The sequence below is a fragment of the Streptomyces sp. NPDC028419 genome (genome assembly GCF_055565515.1).
Map to the genome: position 1 here is coordinate 90,244 of NZ_JBVHUE010000004.1, position 14,801 is coordinate 105,044.

Annotated in this window: 11 protein-coding genes and 1 riboswitch; of the genes, 2 read left to right on the forward strand and 9 right to left on the reverse strand. The window is 74.6% G+C overall.

Features of this window, described 5'->3' with window-relative positions; genetic code table 11:
* Positions 1 to 310: 310 nt before the first annotated feature.
* From ACZ4UB_RS06605 to ACZ4UB_RS06615, 3 genes are all read right to left on the reverse strand, one after another.
* Positions 311 to 1,018 carry a transglycosylase family protein gene (locus ACZ4UB_RS06605; protein WP_354382949.1) on the reverse strand — a complete coding sequence of 236 codons (708 nt, stop codon included), beginning with the start codon at positions 1,016 to 1,018 and terminating at the stop codon, positions 311 to 313.
* 2 nt (positions 1,019 to 1,020) lie between these two features.
* A riboswitch (cyclic di-AMP (ydaO/yuaA leader) is annotated at positions 1,021 to 1,193 on the reverse strand.
* 273 nt (positions 1,194 to 1,466) lie between these two features.
* Positions 1,467 to 2,513: a transglycosylase family protein gene (locus ACZ4UB_RS06610; RefSeq protein ID WP_468068671.1), complete on the reverse strand. Its 1,047-nt coding sequence runs from the start codon at positions 2,511 to 2,513 to the stop codon at positions 1,467 to 1,469.
* Between the two features lie 136 nt (positions 2,514 to 2,649).
* On the reverse strand, positions 2,650 to 3,909 hold the full coding sequence (locus tag ACZ4UB_RS06615; RefSeq protein WP_468068921.1) for a cytochrome P450 family protein: 1,260 nt from the start codon (positions 3,907 to 3,909) through the stop codon (positions 2,650 to 2,652).
* 193 nt (positions 3,910 to 4,102) lie between these two features.
* Here ACZ4UB_RS06615 and ACZ4UB_RS06620 point away from each other — a divergent pair, with 193 nt between their 5' ends.
* Positions 4,103 to 5,311 carry a globin domain-containing protein gene (locus ACZ4UB_RS06620; protein ID WP_468068672.1) on the forward strand — a complete coding sequence of 403 codons (1,209 nt, stop codon included), beginning with the start codon at positions 4,103 to 4,105 and terminating at the stop codon, positions 5,309 to 5,311.
* A 6-nt stretch (positions 5,312 to 5,317) separates the two neighbouring features.
* On the opposite strand, the gene ACZ4UB_RS06625 is transcribed toward ACZ4UB_RS06620, so the two are convergent.
* The 3 genes from ACZ4UB_RS06625 to ACZ4UB_RS06635 form a co-directional block, all read right to left on the reverse strand.
* The gene (locus ACZ4UB_RS06625; RefSeq protein WP_468068673.1) at positions 5,318 to 6,088 is read right to left on the reverse strand and encodes a hypothetical protein; all 771 of its coding nucleotides are present in this window, start codon (positions 6,086 to 6,088) and stop codon (positions 5,318 to 5,320) included.
* A gap of 64 nt (positions 6,089 to 6,152) precedes the next feature.
* Complete coding sequence (locus tag ACZ4UB_RS06630; RefSeq protein WP_354382953.1) at positions 6,153 to 7,148, reverse strand: nucleoside triphosphate pyrophosphohydrolase; 996 nt, start codon at positions 7,146 to 7,148, stop codon at positions 6,153 to 6,155.
* 26 nt (positions 7,149 to 7,174) lie between these two features.
* Positions 7,175 to 7,801, reverse strand: a complete 627-nt coding sequence (locus ACZ4UB_RS06635) for a SurA N-terminal domain-containing protein (RefSeq protein WP_468068674.1) — start codon at positions 7,799 to 7,801, stop codon at positions 7,175 to 7,177.
* Positions 7,802 to 7,980: 179 nt separating this feature from the next.
* Here ACZ4UB_RS06635 and ACZ4UB_RS06640 point away from each other — a divergent pair, with 179 nt between their 5' ends.
* The gene (locus ACZ4UB_RS06640; protein ID WP_468068675.1) at positions 7,981 to 10,350 is read left to right on the forward strand and encodes a YfhO family protein; all 2,370 of its coding nucleotides are present in this window, start codon (positions 7,981 to 7,983) and stop codon (positions 10,348 to 10,350) included.
* Between the two features lie 5 nt (positions 10,351 to 10,355).
* On the opposite strand, the gene ACZ4UB_RS06645 is transcribed toward ACZ4UB_RS06640, so the two are convergent.
* From ACZ4UB_RS06645 to ACZ4UB_RS06655, 3 genes are all read right to left on the reverse strand, one after another.
* Complete coding sequence (locus ACZ4UB_RS06645) at positions 10,356 to 11,858, reverse strand: serine/threonine-protein kinase (protein ID WP_468068677.1); 1,503 nt, start codon at positions 11,856 to 11,858, stop codon at positions 10,356 to 10,358.
* Complete coding sequence (locus ACZ4UB_RS06650; RefSeq protein WP_468068678.1) at positions 11,855 to 12,484, reverse strand: hypothetical protein; 630 nt, start codon at positions 12,482 to 12,484, stop codon at positions 11,855 to 11,857. Before ACZ4UB_RS06650 ends, ACZ4UB_RS06645 begins: the two co-directional genes overlap by 4 nt.
* Before the next feature lie 99 nt (positions 12,485 to 12,583).
* Positions 12,584 to 14,638: an N-6 DNA methylase gene (locus ACZ4UB_RS06655; protein WP_468068679.1), complete on the reverse strand. Its 2,055-nt coding sequence runs from the start codon at positions 14,636 to 14,638 to the stop codon at positions 12,584 to 12,586.
* Between the last annotated feature and the right edge of the window lie 163 nt (positions 14,639 to 14,801).

A 14,801-nucleotide genomic window follows, 5' to 3' on the forward strand; every position in this document is an offset into this window, starting at 1 on the left:
ACGCTGGGTGTGCGGTGGCGTGTCAGGCCGTGGGATGGCCTTGCCGCCTAGAGCCTAACCGGCTCCGGGCACTCGGCCAGCCGAGCAACCGCTCCGTGGGACGAAAAAGGGTCTGAATACCCCTCTTACGGGACATACGGAAGGGCTGGCGGGATGCCGAAGGATCCCGCCCCCGCCTGCACGAACGCCACCGCCCGGCGCGTCGGGGGGAGACGCGCCGGGCGATGGCGAATTATGCGTACCGCGAAGTCCGCGCGGTCCTACCGCGCGGCGTCACGGTCGGTGTCACCGCGCGGTGTTACCGCGGGATTCAGCTGAGCTTCAGCTTCTGACCCGGGAAGATCAGGTCGGCGTCCGGCACGGTGTCCTTGTTCAGCTCGTGCAGCTTCTGCCAGCCGCCCTTGACGCCGTTCGCCTGGGCGATGGTGCCGAGGGTGTCACCGGACTTGACCTCGTAGGAGCCGGTGCCCGTCTTGGGGGCCGCGGTCGACGGGGCGCTCTTGGTGGGGGCCGGGGTCTCGGCGCGCTCGGAGCGGGTGACCGGGGCCTCGGGGCGCTTGGTCTCCTGCTTCGGCTCGGCCTTCTTCTCGACCTTCTTCTCCGGCTTGGTCTGCTTGGGGGTCTCGGCCGAGCCGCCGTTGTAGGCGGAGTTCGACAGGCCCACGCCACAGGACGGCCACGCGCCCTTGCCCTGGCCCTTGAGGACCTTCTCGGCGATGGCTATCTGCTGCGCCTTGGTGGCCTGGTTCGCCTGCGGGGCGTACGCCTTGCCGCCGTACGCGGCCCACGTGGAGGACGAGAACTGCACGCCGCCGTAGTAGCCGTTGCCGGTGTTGATGGACCAGTTGCCGCCGGACTCGCACGCGGCGACGGCGTCCCACTGGGAGGCGGTCGCGGCGCTCGCGGCGCCGGCGGTCATCAGCGGAGCCGCCACGGCGACACCGGCGACACCGACGAGGGTGACGACACGGGTGGCCTTGGAGGCGCGACGGTGCTTGCCCTTGCCGGAAAGCAGCATGGTTTTCTCCTCACCGACGCCTGCGAAGTGAGCTGTCGGGTTCGGGCGGATGAGTTGCCCGGTCGCGCACCGAGGTGCGCGGCTTAACCCCAAGCCGGTTCCGTGACCATCTCTCAATGGCCGGTTCCGGCACTTACCTTGGTTCCCCCGCTCCTGCCTTCGGCGCTTGCGCGACGTGTTCCCTCCGTCCGCCGGCAGGATTCGGCGATGCGGTCGAAGGAGCCCGCGGTGGCGAGCGATTCAGAAGGTAGACAGGTCTCTCCCCGATGTTCAACGAGGGACATCGGGGAGAAACGGGCCCTACTTGCGCTCTCGGGACGGGTGTTTGCCCAGGTGGGAGCGGGGTTTTGGGCAGTCACCGAGCAGGACACGCCAGTTGAACGGAAGAGATGCATGTCTCATTTGCACGAAAGGGACATACCTGGCGATCTTCGCGCCCGAAGTGCCCCTATTTCTGGCTTAGATCGAGATTCTGCCCCGGGGTGATCAGGTCGGCGTCATGCCCGATGACCTGCTGATTGGCCTCGTAAAGGGCATTCCAGCCACCCTCGACCCCCTTGGCCTTCGCAATGTCCGTCAGATTGTCGCCGGCCTTCACCGTGTACGACGGGTCGGACGCCGCGTCAGAGCCGACCGGGGCCTCCGCGGCGGGCGTTCCGCGGTGCTTTCCACCGGCTCCGGCCGTTTCGCCCTGCGCAGCGGCCGCCGAGCCGGCCGGGGTCGTCGGGGTCGTGGAGGGCGTCGGGGCCGTGGGAACAGCGGTGTTGGACGGGGACGTCGTCGGACCGGTGGGGGCCGTCGAACCGCCGGGCACGGACGGGGCGGGCGTTCCCGTCGACCCCGCCGACCCCGTCGGGGCGCCGGGGCCGCCGGAAACCGGAGCCGGGTCCGGCATGACGGGCAGCACGGACGTCAGCGGGGACTGCGGCATCGCCGCGAAGTCGCCGGGCGCGCCGGTGGCTCCGGGGATGTGCCCGGTCGAGGTCGGCGTGGCCGCCGGGGCCGGCGCGCCGGCGAGCGAGCCGGGCGCGGGGGAGGCGGATCCCTCGGGTCGCACCGGGGTCGGCGCGACGGAACCGGAACGTCCGGGGACACCCGGGTCCACCGTGGCCGTCGGGCCGCCCCGGGTGAGCCCGGAGGACTCCCCGCACAGCGGCCAGGCCGTCGGTCCCTGCGCGGCGAGCACCCGCTCGGCGATGGTGATCTGCTGCGAGCGGCTGGCCAGGTCGGGGCGCGCCGCGAACTCCAACCCGCCCGCGTTCTTCCACTGGTCCAAGGTGAGCTGGAGTCCGCCGTAGGACCCGCTGCCGAAGTCGGCGCTCCAGGTCCCGCCGCTCTCGCACTCGGCCACCGAGTCCCAGGTGGTGGTCTCGGCCGCGCTCGCGCCGGAGGCGGCGAACAGTGGCAGGGCGAGTGCGGAGCCTGCGACTCCGGCGGTGACGACGAGTGCGGGGACCTGACGGGGGCGTCTGTGGCGGCCGTTCCCGGAACGCATGAGGGTGGACCTTTCGCGTGGCGGCGGGGGCGACGCGAACCTAGCCCGGTTCGAACGCTTGTCACAAGTCGATGATGCGCAGATCACGTCGAGGTCACAGAGTTGACTGTGCGTCAGCTGTGGCGCCCGGGACGGGTCATTCCGCTTCCGGAACGTTTGGGGTTGTGAACCTGACGGGAAGCGTGCGCAGGCCACGCATGATCAGTCCGCCGCGCCAGCGCAGCTCCTCGGGGGGAACGGCGAGTTCCAGATCCGGCAGACGCGTCAGCAAAGTCGCGAGGGCCGTCTGACCCTCCAACCGGGCCAGCGGAGCACCGATGCAGTAATGGATGCCGTGTCCGTATCCGAGGTGCTGGTTGTCGCTCCGCGAGAGGTTCAGGGCGTCCGGATCGTCGAACCGCGCGGGGTCGCGGTCGGCCGCCGCGAGCACGACGAGCACCGGGTCGCCCGCCGGGATGTCCTGGCCGCCCAGGGTCAGCGGCCGGGTCGCGTAGCGCCACGTCGCCAGCTCCACGGGACCGTCGTAGCGCAGCAGCTCCTCGATCCCGGTCTCCAGCAGGGCGCGGTCGCCGGCGGCGAGGGATTCCTGGAGGAGCGCGCGCTGATCGGGGTTGCGGAACAGCGCGTAGGTGCCGTTGCCGATCAGGTTGATGGTGGTCTCGAACCCCGCGAAGAGGAGCACGAAGCACATGGCGGTGGCCTCGGCCTCCGTCAGGTGGTCCCCGTGGTCGCTCGCCCGGATCAGGTCCGAGATGAGGTCGTCGCCCAGATCGTCCCGCTTGCGGTGGATCAGCTCGCCGAGGTAGGCGCGGATCTTCTTCACGGAACGGGCGACCCCGCCGCGCGGCCCGCCGCCGTGCCGGATCATCATCCCGGCCCAGTCGCGGAAGTCGTCCTGGTCCTCGCGCGGTACGCCGAGCAGCTCGCAGATGGCGTAGATGGGGAGCGGGAAGGCGAACTCGTGGATGAGGTCGGCCTCCCCCTTCCGCGCGAAGGCGTCGATCAGGTGGTCGGTCAACTCCTGCACCCTGGGGGCGAACTCGGCGACCCTGCGCGGGGTGAAGGCCTTCGAGACCAGGCGGCGCAGCCGGGTGTGGTCCGGCGGGTCGATGTTCAGCAGGTGGGTCATCAGGCCCGCGCTGCGCTCTCCCGGAATGCCCGTCTTGCCGGGCTCGGCGTGGTGCACCGGGTTCTTGCTCAGCCGCTGGTCGGCGAGGGCCTGGCGGGCGTCCGCGTACCGGGTGACCAACCAGGCCTCGACCCCGCTGGGGAGCGTGGTGCGGTGCACGGGCGCGTGCTCGCGCAGCCAGGCGTAGGCCGGGTAGGGGTCGGTCGCGAACTCCCAGGTGAAGAGTTCGGGGCCGCCGACGGGGTCGGCGACCGGGCAGCCCGCCACCGGGGCGGCGGGGGCGGCGGAGGGCTCGGCGGGGGTCTGCGCGGGAGGCTGCGCGGGGGTCTGCTGGTGCACCAGGCGACCGTACCCCGCCCCTCGCCGGTCATCCCATATGACTGGTTTTCCGCGGCTGGCCGTAGATCACCCTTCCCTTGACCCCGCCTTCGCGGCCACTCCTACTGTCGCTCTTGTGGATGTGAGGATCTTGAAGAGCAGCTTCGCCGTGGTGGAACGACGGGCCGAACACGCGGTCAAGTACTTCTACACCCACCTGTTCTGGCACAACCCCGACATCCGCGCCCTCTTCCCGGCCGAGCCCCGGGACATGGAACGCCAGCGCGACCGGCTCTTCGCCGCGCTCACCCACGTCATCGCGCACATCGACGACGAGGAGCTCGTCCCCTATCTCCGCGACCTCGGCCGCGACCACCGCAAGTTCCTCGCGGGCCCCGAGCACTACGACGCCGTCGGCACCAGCCTGCTCGCCGCGCTCGCCGAGGCCGGCGGCTCCGCCTGGACCCCGGTCGTCGAGAAGGCGTGGAGCGAGGCCTACCGGGCGATAGCCGACGTGATGCTCGCGGGCGCGGCCGCGAGCCAGGACCCGCCGTGGTGGGACGCGGAGGTGGTGCGGCACCTGCGCTACGGCGCGGACATCGGCGTGCTGACGCTGCGGCCGCACCTGCCGCTCCCCTATCTACCGGGCCAGTACGTCAGCGTGAGCAGCCCCCGGGTGCCGACCACCTGGCGCACCTACTCCCTCGCCAACGCGCCCCGCGCCGACCACACCCTCGACCTGCACGTCAGCCGGATCGAGGGCGGCCGCCTGAGCACCGCGCTGGTCCGGGACGTCGTGCCCGGCGAGGTGGTGCGGCTCGGCGCCGCGGGCGGCCGGGTCACCCTGCGCGCGGCGGACCGGCCCGCCACCTTCATCGCGGCCGGGACCGGTTGGGCCCCCGTGCGGGCCATGCTGGAGGAGCTGATGGCGCGGGCCCGGCCTCCCGAGCACGACGTACGGCTCTTCGTGGTCGCGCGCGACGGGGCGCACCTCTACGACCGGCCGCTGATCGACGCCCGGGCCGCGCGGCACCGCTGGCTCGCCGTCACCTACATCACGCCCGCGCCGGGGCGTCCCCGCATCGAGGCCACCGCGCGGCTCGCGACCGCGCTGGGCAACCGCGGCCTCTGGCCCGACCAGGACGTCTACCTGAGCGGGCCGCCGCAGTTCGTCACGGAGACCGCCGCTCTGCTGGCGGACCTCGGCGCCACCCCGGGCCGGATCCTGCACGACGCGGTGCCCGCCGTCTCCGGCCCCGGCCACGAGCGGCCGATCGGCTTCGGCGAGTGGTTCCTGAACCGGCCCGACCCGCACTGGCACGATCCCGGCGGGCGGGCCCCGCTCCGTTAGCGGCGCTCAGCCCCCGGCGGCCGCGCGGTAGGCCGCCGCGGCGGGGACGAGGACGGCGTCCACACCGGCGGGCGGCTTCTGCGCGGCCACCTTCTGCACCATGAGGATCACGTCGCCCTGGCGGACGAAGCCCGTCTCGCCGAGGAAGGGGTCGGCCACGCCGTCCATGGTCGACCTGGTCCGCAGCACCAGGCCCTCGTCCCCCACCGCGTCCGTCGTGGCCAGGGACACGGTCGTCTCCCCCGAGGTGCCGCTGACGAAGGTGTCCTTATAAGAAGGACAGCGCGCCACCGCGTCGCGGATCGCGCTCATGACCGCCGCCGCCCCGCCGGGCGCGTACCGGTCGAGCGACTCCTGGCCGAACCAGCCCTCGGACACCTCCTCACCGGCGTCACCGGTGATCTCGGGCAGCTCCATCTCCACGCCGACCGCCACGTCCTCCAGCGGCGGGGCGTGCCGGGTCAGGAAGGACTCGACCCCGAGTTCGGAGCAGGGCATCGAGGCGAGCGGCACGGTGGAGGCGGGGGCGTGGGGCGCGCCGGTCGTCGTCGCCTCGATCTTCGCCGTGTTCAAGCGGAAGCCCTGCGGGAGCCGGCCCTGGGTCAGCAGGCCGTCGCGCAGCCGCCCTTTCCCGGGCCCCGCGGCCGCCGCGCCGGCCGACGCGGACGCCACCGGCGCCGCAGCCGGCGCCGCACCCGCCGACGGCCCCGGCGAGCACGCCGCCGTACCGAGAATCACCGCGATGACCACCGCTTTCGCGGCATGACGAGCACGCACCGGTCCGCCCCCTCAGATCTGTGGTGGCTCACCCTCGCACACGGCCTCCCCTTGTCCAGGGGTTCTACAGGGGGCGGACCCCCTCGGCCGCGCGGATCGCGTCCCGGTAGGCCCGGGCCGCCGCGCGCAGCGCGGTCTCGGGGTCGGTGCCCGCCGCCTCGGCGCGCGCGGCCAGCGCCAGCAGTTCGTAGCCGATGCCCTCGCCGCCCGGCAGCGGCACCTCCAGCCCGCCCGCGCGGACCCGGCCGGCGAGCTTCGCCGCGAGCGCCAGCCCGGGCTGGCCCACCGGGACCCCGTCGGTCACCGATTCCCGCCGCTTCTCGACGGCCTTGGTCCGCTGCCAGATCTCCTGGACCTCGTCGGGGGTGCGCGCCACCTCGTCGCCGAAGACGTGCGGGTGCCGGTGGATCAGCTTCTCGACCAGGCTGCCGGCCACGTCGTCGATGGAGAAGGGCTCCTCGTCCTCCCCCGCTCCCCCTTCTTCCGCGATGCGCGCGTGGAAGACGACCTGGAGGAGTACGTCGCCCAGCTCCTCCCGCAGCGCGTCGCGGTCGCCGTCCTCGATGGCCTCGACGAGCTCGTACGCCTCCTCGATGCCGTACTTCGCCAGGCCCTCGTGCGTCTGGCGGGAGGTCCAGGGGCAGGCGCGCCGGACCCGGTCCATGACCTGGACCAGGTCGAGCAGCCGGGCGCCGGGCAGGTCGTAGGAACCGGGCAGCAGTTCCAGGTCGGGCATGGCGACGCGGCCCGAGCCGGCGAGGCGGGCCAGTCCGTCGGTGAGCCGCTGGTCGCCCTCGCCGCTCGGCAGGACCACCACGGTGCGGCCCCCGGCGCAGGCCTCGACCAGCGCCTGGGCGTCGGGCACCGCCGTCTCGACCTCGACGCCCGCCTCGCGCAGGTACGGCAGCTGCGGGTGCCCGGGGTCGGCGCACAGCACCCGGTCCGCGGCGTGCAGGGTCTGCCAGGCGGACCAGGACAGCAGGCCGGGCGCGACCCGGTGGCTGGCGGTCAGCAGGACGATGCGGCCGGTGGGGGCGGCGGGAGCGTGGTCGTCGTTCACGCTCCGAACCTACCTCCGGTGGCGGCTCAGGCTCCTGCGGGGGCCTGCTCGGGCCGGGTCCGCTGGTTCACCCACGGGGTCTCGGCGTCCCCGATCGCGATCTGCTTGACGTCCCAGGCCCCGTAGCGCGGGTTCACCTCGATGTGCAGCTCCTTGGCGGCGGCGGCGAGCGGGACGAGGACCTTGTCCTCGCCGAAGCGGTCGCTGAGCTTGCCGAGGAGCAGCTGGAAGCGGAACTCGCCGTCGATCTGGTCGGGCGCGAGCGGGACCCGGGCCTGCAGGGCCGCCTGCTCCAGCTCGGCCGTGCCCTTGGCCTGGGCGACCTGCGCCTTGCGGACGTCCTCGACGTCCTTGACGCTGACCGACAGTCCGGCGTCGGCCGCGGCCTTCTCCAGGACGCGCAGCTGGATCATCTTGCCGAGCTTGACCCGCTCCAGGCCGGCGCTGGACTCGATCAGCTGCGCCGACCGCTCATCGCGGCCCTGGGCCGTGCGGACGTCCTTGACCTGCGCCTGGAGCGCTGCGGTGGTGATCCGTTCGCCGCCGACCACGGCCGCCGTGCCGGGGCGGACCTCGGCGGAGGAGCAGGCGGACAGGAGGGGGGCCGCCACGAGCAGGGCGGCGGATACGGAGAGCGCTGTGCGACGGTGCAAAGGAGCCTCCCGGGCCGGGCTGGATTGTGCTTTGGTGCACAAGGGCCTTGCGGTGATCGATAGTATGCAGTCCGGGGCGTCCCAGCTACCGCTTCGACCAACGATTCCAAGGGTGTTGGGGTGCGCGTTCACTCCTCGGCCACCCCGCGGTCTTCCGTCGCTGCGAAGGTCGGCCCACCATGCCGACACCACGCTCCCCGCGCTCCCGCAGCCTGGCCGGTTCGGCCCTGGCGGGACTGCTCGCCGCCGCGGCCGTCTGTGCGGGGGACGCCGTCGCCCGCGTCTTCCCCTACGGTCCGCGCCACCGCAGCGTCAACGACCTGGGCAACCAGTTCGTCCCCTTCCACGCCCAGCTGTGGGACCTGCTGCACGGGCGGGCGGCCGGGGACCTGCTCCTCAACTGGCGCTCCGGCTTCGGGACCTCCTTCCTGCCCGACTACGGGACCTACCTGAGCAGCCCCTTCGCACCGCTGGTGGCCCTCTTCCCGCGCGCGGACATCGACCTCGCCGTCTACGTCGTCTCGGTGCTGAAGACGGCGCTCGCCGCGGCGGCGATGGCCTGGCTGCTGCGCACGCAGCGGCGGGGCCCGTGGTGGGCGGCCGGGCTGCTGGGGGCCTCGTACGCGCTGTGCGGCTGGTCGGTCATCGAGGCCTCCTACAACACCATGTGGTTGGACGGCCTGATCGCTTTTCCGCTCCTGTGTCTGACGGGTGAATGGGCGTTGCGCGGGCGCCGCCCGGTCGCCGCCCCGCTGGTCGTCGCCCTGTGCTGGACGGCGAACTTCTACACCGCCTACATGGCCACCCTCGGCGCGGCCCTGGTGCTGCTGGTGCGGCTGGTGCTGACCCGTGAGGGCGTACGGGCCCGCGCCCGCGTGGCGGCGCGCGCGGCCGGGAGCACCGCCCTGGGGCTCGCCCTGGCCCTGCCGGTGCTGGCGCCGCTCTTCCTCAGCTCCCGGCAGGCCTACCCGGGGTGGACCCGGCAGTTCGCGCCCGCGCCCTGGACGGACGTCTTCGCCCGGCTGCTGCCCGCGACCTACAGCTTCTCCTCGCCCGCCCTCTTCGTGAGCGGCACGACCCTGCTCCTGGCCGCCGCGCTGCCGCTGCACCGGGGGGTGCCGCGGCGGGAGCGGCTGTGGTGGAGCGCCCTGGTGGTCGGTGTGCTGCTGTCCTTCCAGTGGACGCCCACCCATCTGGCCTGGCACGTCTTCGCCACCCCCAACGGCAGCCCGTACCGGCAGACCTTCGTGCTGGCCGGGATCCTGGTGCTGGCCGCCTGGACGGCGCTGGCCGCGGGGCGCCCGGGCCCGCGCGCGCTGTGCGGCGGCGCCGCCCTGCTGCTGGCGCTGCTGCTCGCCGCGGCCGGCAGTGCGCTGGCCGGTCCGGTGGCCTACGGGCTCGGCGCGGCCGGGATCGCGGCGGCCGCCGCCGCCTGGTGGCTCGCGGGGGCCCGGCCGCGCCGGTACGGGCCGCTGCCGGGTGCGCTGCTCGTCCTCACCCTGCTGGTCCAGGCGGCGGCGACCACCGCGTGGGGGCACAAGGGCACGCTCGGCGGCCTCGACGACTACCCGTCCTGGGGGGCCGCGCACACCGCGCGCGCCCGGGCGCTCGCCGCCGCCGACGGCTGGCCGGCGTACCGCACGGACCCGGGGCGGCCGGCGCTGACCGGCAACGATCCGCTGTTGCTCGGCGGGGAGGGCGGCTCCTACTACAGCAGCCACACCCCGGACGTCCTCACGCGCACGATGGCGGCGCTCGGCGCCGGTTGGACCTCGCGGGGGCGCAGCGTGCAGAGCCTGGACAGCCCGGTGACGGACGCCGTCTTCGCGGTGGGCGCCCGGCTGCGGCCCGACGGTGCGGTGGGGCGCGCGGCCGTGGTGCCCCCGCTGGTGACGCTCCGCCCGGCCGGGCCGCCGCCCGCCTTCGGGCCCTCGCCCTTCCGCAACCAGGAACTCCTGCTCGGGGCGCGGGTGTACGAGGATCCGGTGGCGCCCGGGGTCTGCCGGGCGGGCACCGACGCCTTCCTCTGGGCGCCCGCCTACAACGCCACGGCCCGCCTCGCGGACGGCGCCCCCTTCCGGCTGAACGGGAACGCCCCGCGCAACCGGGCCGCCGCGCAGCCGCTCGGCACCTCCCGGGGCGCCTCCTCGGCGCTGGTCTTCGACCGGGACGCGCCGGCCGAGTGGACCCTGGCCTGCCTGGACCGGCCGCTGTTGGACGCGGCGGCCCGGGCCCTGCGGGACACGGGCGCGGTGTCGGTGACGGTGGGCGCCCACGCGGTACGGGCCACCCTGCCCGCCGGCAGCTCCGGCACCGCGGTGCTGTCGGTCCCGGCCATCGCGGGCTGGAGCTGCGACGGGGCGCCGGCGGGGGCCCGCCTCGGCCTGGTCGCGGTCCCGGTGACCCCGGCCCGCACCACCGTGAGCTGCGTCTTCCGCCCGCCCGGGCTCACCGCCGGGCTGGCGCTCGCCGCCCCGGCGGCGCTGGTGCTGCTGGCGCTGGCGGTCCGGCCGAGGCTGTCACGGCCGCGCCGGCGGACGAGGGGCTGATCCGCTCAGCGGACCTGGCCCAGCCACTGGAGGGTGCGGCGCACCTCGGTGGGGAAGGGGTGGGCCGGGCCGTGCAGCTGTTCCGCGTCGAAGAGCAGGCGGGCCAGGGTGTCGTGGGCGGCGGCCCGGTCGCCGAGGGAGAGCAGCAGGTGCCCCATCCGGCGGCGCACCTCCAGTGGCAGGCCCGGGTCCGGGTTGGCGTAGTGGTTCTCGAAGAAGGGGAGCAGCGCCCGGTACTCGGCCAGGGCCGCGGCCGCTTCGCCGAGCTGCTCCAGGCACTGGGCGGCGTCGTAGCGGAAGCGCAGGGACTGCGGGTCGCCCGCCGGGAACTCCTCCGCCAGTCGGCGCAGTTCGGGCAGGGCCCGGCGGTACTGGCCGTCGTCCATCAGCGTGGCCGCGTACTGCTTGCGCAGCGAGCGGACCACCGGCGAGTGCTCCCCGTGCTGCGCGACGGCGGCCGGCAGGATCTCGCCGAGGACGTCCACGGCCTGGGTGAGCCGGCCCTCGTCCAGCAGCGCCCGGACCTCGTCGACGGCCGCCGGGATGTCCCGGCGCGGTGCGACGGCGGGCGGGACCTCGGGCCGCGGCGGGGCGCTGACCCGGTCGGGCCAGGGGGCCATCGGGCGCAGGAAGGGACGGGTGGGGTCCAGGGGGCCCGCGGGGACGCCGTGCGAGGGCAGCAGCGGGACCAGCGCCTCGTACACCTCCTGCGCGGAGCCGGGCCGGTCCTGCGGGTCCTTGGCCAGCAGGCGCAGCAGTACCGCTTCGAGCGCCGGCGGGACCTCGGGGCGCAGCTGGCGCACCGGGAGCGGGGGTTCGTAGAGGTGCCGGTGGAGCACGCCGAGGGCGGTGCTCCCGACGAAGGGGACGTTCCCGCTGAGGAGTTCGTAGAGCAGCACGCCGAGGGCGTAGAGGTCGGTGTAGGGGCCAACGGCCCCGCCCATCGCCTGTTCGGGGGCCATGTAGGCGGGGCTGCCGATGGGTGAGCCGGTGTGGGTGAGGCGGGTGGTGTCGGTGTCCATGACGGAGGCGACGCCGAGGTCGAGGACGGTGACCGTGCCGTCGGGGCGGACCATCACGTTGCGCGGCTTGAGGTCGCGGTGCACGATCGGCACCGCGTGCACGGCGGAGAGCACCGAGCACAGCTGCGCGACCACCGAGACCGCCCACTGCCAGGGGTACGGATCGTGCTCGGCCAGGTGGTCGGCGAGGTCGGCGCCCTCGACGTACTGCATGACCAGGTACAGCTCGTCGCCGTCGTTGCCCGCGTCGTGGACGGTGACCAGGCCAGGGTGGTCGACCTGGGCCGTGACCCGGCATTCGCGCACGAAGCGGCGGCGCAGCTCCTCGGCGACGGTGCCGGGGCCCGCGACCTTGTCGGGGCGCAGCAGCTTGACGGCCACGCGGCGGTCGAGCCGCCGGTCGTACGCCGTCCAGACCTGGCCCATGCCGCCCTGGCCCAGGACGGTGGCGAGCTGGTAGCGCTCGCCGATGGTGCGCTCGGTCACCGGCCGTGCCCCTGGCCGTCGGCGCCGCCGTTGCCGTTTCCGTTGCCGTTGCTGTCGCCGTGCTTGCGCAGCAGCTCGCTCAGCTCGTCGAGTTCGGCGCGGACCTGGCCGATCCGCGGGGGCGGCGGGCTCTGCGGGGGCCGCGGCAGGGGCTGGGTCTGCGCCGGAGCGGGCGCGGCGGGCGCGGGCGCGGCGGCCTGCGGCGGGTAGCCGTAGCCGTACCCCGGGGGCTGGTGCTGCTGCGGCATCGGCGGCGGGTACCAGGCGGGGACCGGGGGCCGGTGCTGACGGCGCAGGTCGGCGTAGAGGAAGTAGGCCAGGCTGGCCACGCCGGTCGCGAGCGAGAGCACCATCCCGATGTTGGTCCGGGTGCCCTTGGCGTCGGGAACCGGGTCGGAGCCGACCAGCCAGATCCCGAGGAGGCCGCAGGCCGCGGAGAGCACGAACAGCGCCCAGTCCTTGCCGGCGCGGGTGACGATCGCGAGCCGCAGCATGCTCGCCCACGCGAAGAACCCGCAGCTGAGCACCGGTACCAGCGCGAAGAGCACGCGCAGCGTGATCACGTAGCCCTGGCCGCGCTGCTGTACGTACTGCTCACGCGGCGGCGGGAGGCCGGGCCCGTGCATCGCTGCTCCTGACGGCGGAAATTCGGATGTGCTCGGGGCGAGCGTATACACCGGCCCGCCCGACCGGTCAGGGGATGCGCACAACCGTTGCGGTCCGGCTCACTCCGCGCGGAGCGTGCCGTCCGCGAGACCGTCGTAGAGCCCCTGCACCAGCTGCTCCCCGAGCCGGCCCGCGAGCCGCAGCGCGTCCTCGAACTCGGCGAGCGCGCGGAAGCGTTCGCCGTAGCGGCGCTGGTCCTCCAGCGGCAGCCGGGGCAGCTGGAGGCGGCGCACGTCGAGCCGGGTGGCGGTGGAGGCGTAGCTGGACGCCTGCCGGTTGTTGGCGGTGCCGCGCAGGAATCCGGCCAGGAACCAGGGGTCGATGGCGGCCGGGTCGGGGCGCAGCAGCTGGAGGTTGCGGCCGAGGGCCGCGCCCGCGTCGGCGGGGCCGACGACCCGGGCGACGGCGGCGGCGCCGACGACGGGGACGACGATGTCCCCGGCCTCGGTCAGGACGGGCTCGTCGGCGGAGTCGGCCAGGGTGCCGGAGGGCGCGGTGCCCGCGTACACGTCGTGTTCGGTCAGGACGGGGGCCTCGCCGGCGCCGCTGCCGGTGCCGGCGCGCAGCAGCAGGGCGCCCGCGCGGGCGAGTTCGCCGATGGTGGTGCTGGGCAGCCGGGCGGGCCCGTCGGCCGGTTCGACCGGGGGCGGGGTGAGCCGGGCGGCGCGCTGGAGGGTCTCGTCGAGGCGCGCGCGTACGGCGCCCAGCTCGGCCGCGCCGCCGCCCGCGGTGGCGGGCGGCAGGTGCCGGGCGGGGGTGAGGTCCACGTCGTCGTCGAGGAGTTCGATGACGGGCACGCAGCGGCTCAGGCCCGGCGCGTCGGGGACCTCGCCCGCGCCGGCGGCGCCGTCGTACGCCGTCCAGGCGGCCAGCACCGCGTCGTGCACGGCGGGCCAGGCGGCCCGCTCGCGCCCCTCGCCGCCGCCGAGTTCGGCGGTGTCGACGAGCAGCAGCCCGGGCGGGGCCGGGGCGTGCGCGGCGGGCTTGCGCAGCACCCACAGGTGCAGGGGGATCCCGTACGGGGGCGCGGCGCCGGCCGGGAGCGCGACGACGGCCCGCAGCGCGCCCCGGCGCAGCAGGTCGGCGCGGATGCGGCGGCCGGAGCGGCGGCCGGCGACGGCCGGGGGCATCAGCAGGACGGCGGTGCCGCCCTCGCGCAGGTGCGCCAGGGCGTGCTGGACCCAGGCGAGTTCGGATTCGGTGCGGGCGGGGAAGCCGTACTCCCAGCGCGGGTCGTAGGCCAGCTCCTCGTGGCCCCAGTTCCGCTCGTTGAAGGGCGGGTGGCAGAGCACGGCGTCGACGGCGGGCCGGGGGAAGGCGTCGGCGCGCAGGCTGTCGGCGGCGGCGGTGCGCACCTCGGCGACGCCGTGCAGGGCGAGCCGCAGCGCGGTCAGGGCGGCGAGTTCGGGCGCGCAGTCCTGGCCGTACAGGGCGACCGGCGCGGTGACGGCGCGCAGCAGGCTGCCGGTCCCGCAGGCCGGGTCGAGGACGCTGCGCGCGCCGGCCCCGGCCAGCGCGGCCATCAGCTCGGCGGGGCCGGGCGGGGTCAGCGTGTACTGCCGCGGGTTCGCGTCGAGGTGGCGGCCCAGCAGGAACTCGAAGGCGTTGCGGGCACCGAGGCCCGAGGCGAGCTCGGCGGCGGCGCGCAGCAGCGGCATCGACGCGGGTGCGGCCACCCCGGTCGCCCGGGCCGTCGCGTCGGTCAGCGCGTGGCCCGGGCCGAGGCGGGCGGTGAGCACCTGGGCGAGGACGGGCCGCAGCAGCGCGGCCATCCGCTCGTCGGAGACGGCGCTCAGCTCCAACCAGTCGGTGGGCCGGTCGTGGACGACGAGCAGGGCGCAGCCCGCCTCGACGAGCCCGGCGACGGCGCCGGCGGGGTGGGCGGTGATCTGCTGCCAGACGCGCTCGCGCGGGGGGACCTCGGCGAGCTTGCCCTGGGCGCGCAGCCAGTCCTCGACCTCGGGCAGGGCGAAGGAGGGGCTGGTCTCGCTCCCGCCGACGGGCCTCGGGAAGTCGGCGTGGCGGCGCCGCCAGTTGCTCACCGCCGCGCGGCCGACCCCGGCGAGGCGGGCGATCTCGGCTGCGGTCACCTCAGTGGGGGGGTTCTCCGACATGCGCCGAGCATACCGGTACACACGCGAGAGACCCCTTCACAGTGTGAACGAGATCGCTTCCATGTTTCGTGTTGACTCGGTTCACAGTCTCTGTTGTGATTACTCCCGTCGCACCAACCGGGCCGGTCCCGGCCGCACAGCGAGAGACGAGAGAGGCATTCCC

Bases quoted from the DNA above. Each gene is read 5' to 3' on its own strand.
- ACZ4UB_RS06605 (WP_354382949.1), bottom strand. From the start codon at position 1,018: ATGCTGCTTTCCGGCAAGGGCAAGCACCGTCGCGCCTCCAAGGCCACC.
- ACZ4UB_RS06610 (WP_468068671.1), bottom strand. From the start codon at position 2,513: ATGCGTTCCGGGAACGGCCGCCACAGACGCCCCCGTCAGGTCCCCGCA.
- ACZ4UB_RS06640 (WP_468068675.1), top strand. From the start codon at position 7,981: ATGCCGACACCACGCTCCCCGCGCTCCCGCAGCCTGGCCGGTTCGGCC.
- ACZ4UB_RS06650 (WP_468068678.1), bottom strand. From the start codon at position 12,484: ATGCACGGGCCCGGCCTCCCGCCGCCGCGTGAGCAGTACGTACAGCAG.
- ACZ4UB_RS06655 (WP_468068679.1), bottom strand. From the start codon at position 14,638: ATGTCGGAGAACCCCCCCACTGAGGTGACCGCAGCCGAGATCGCCCGC.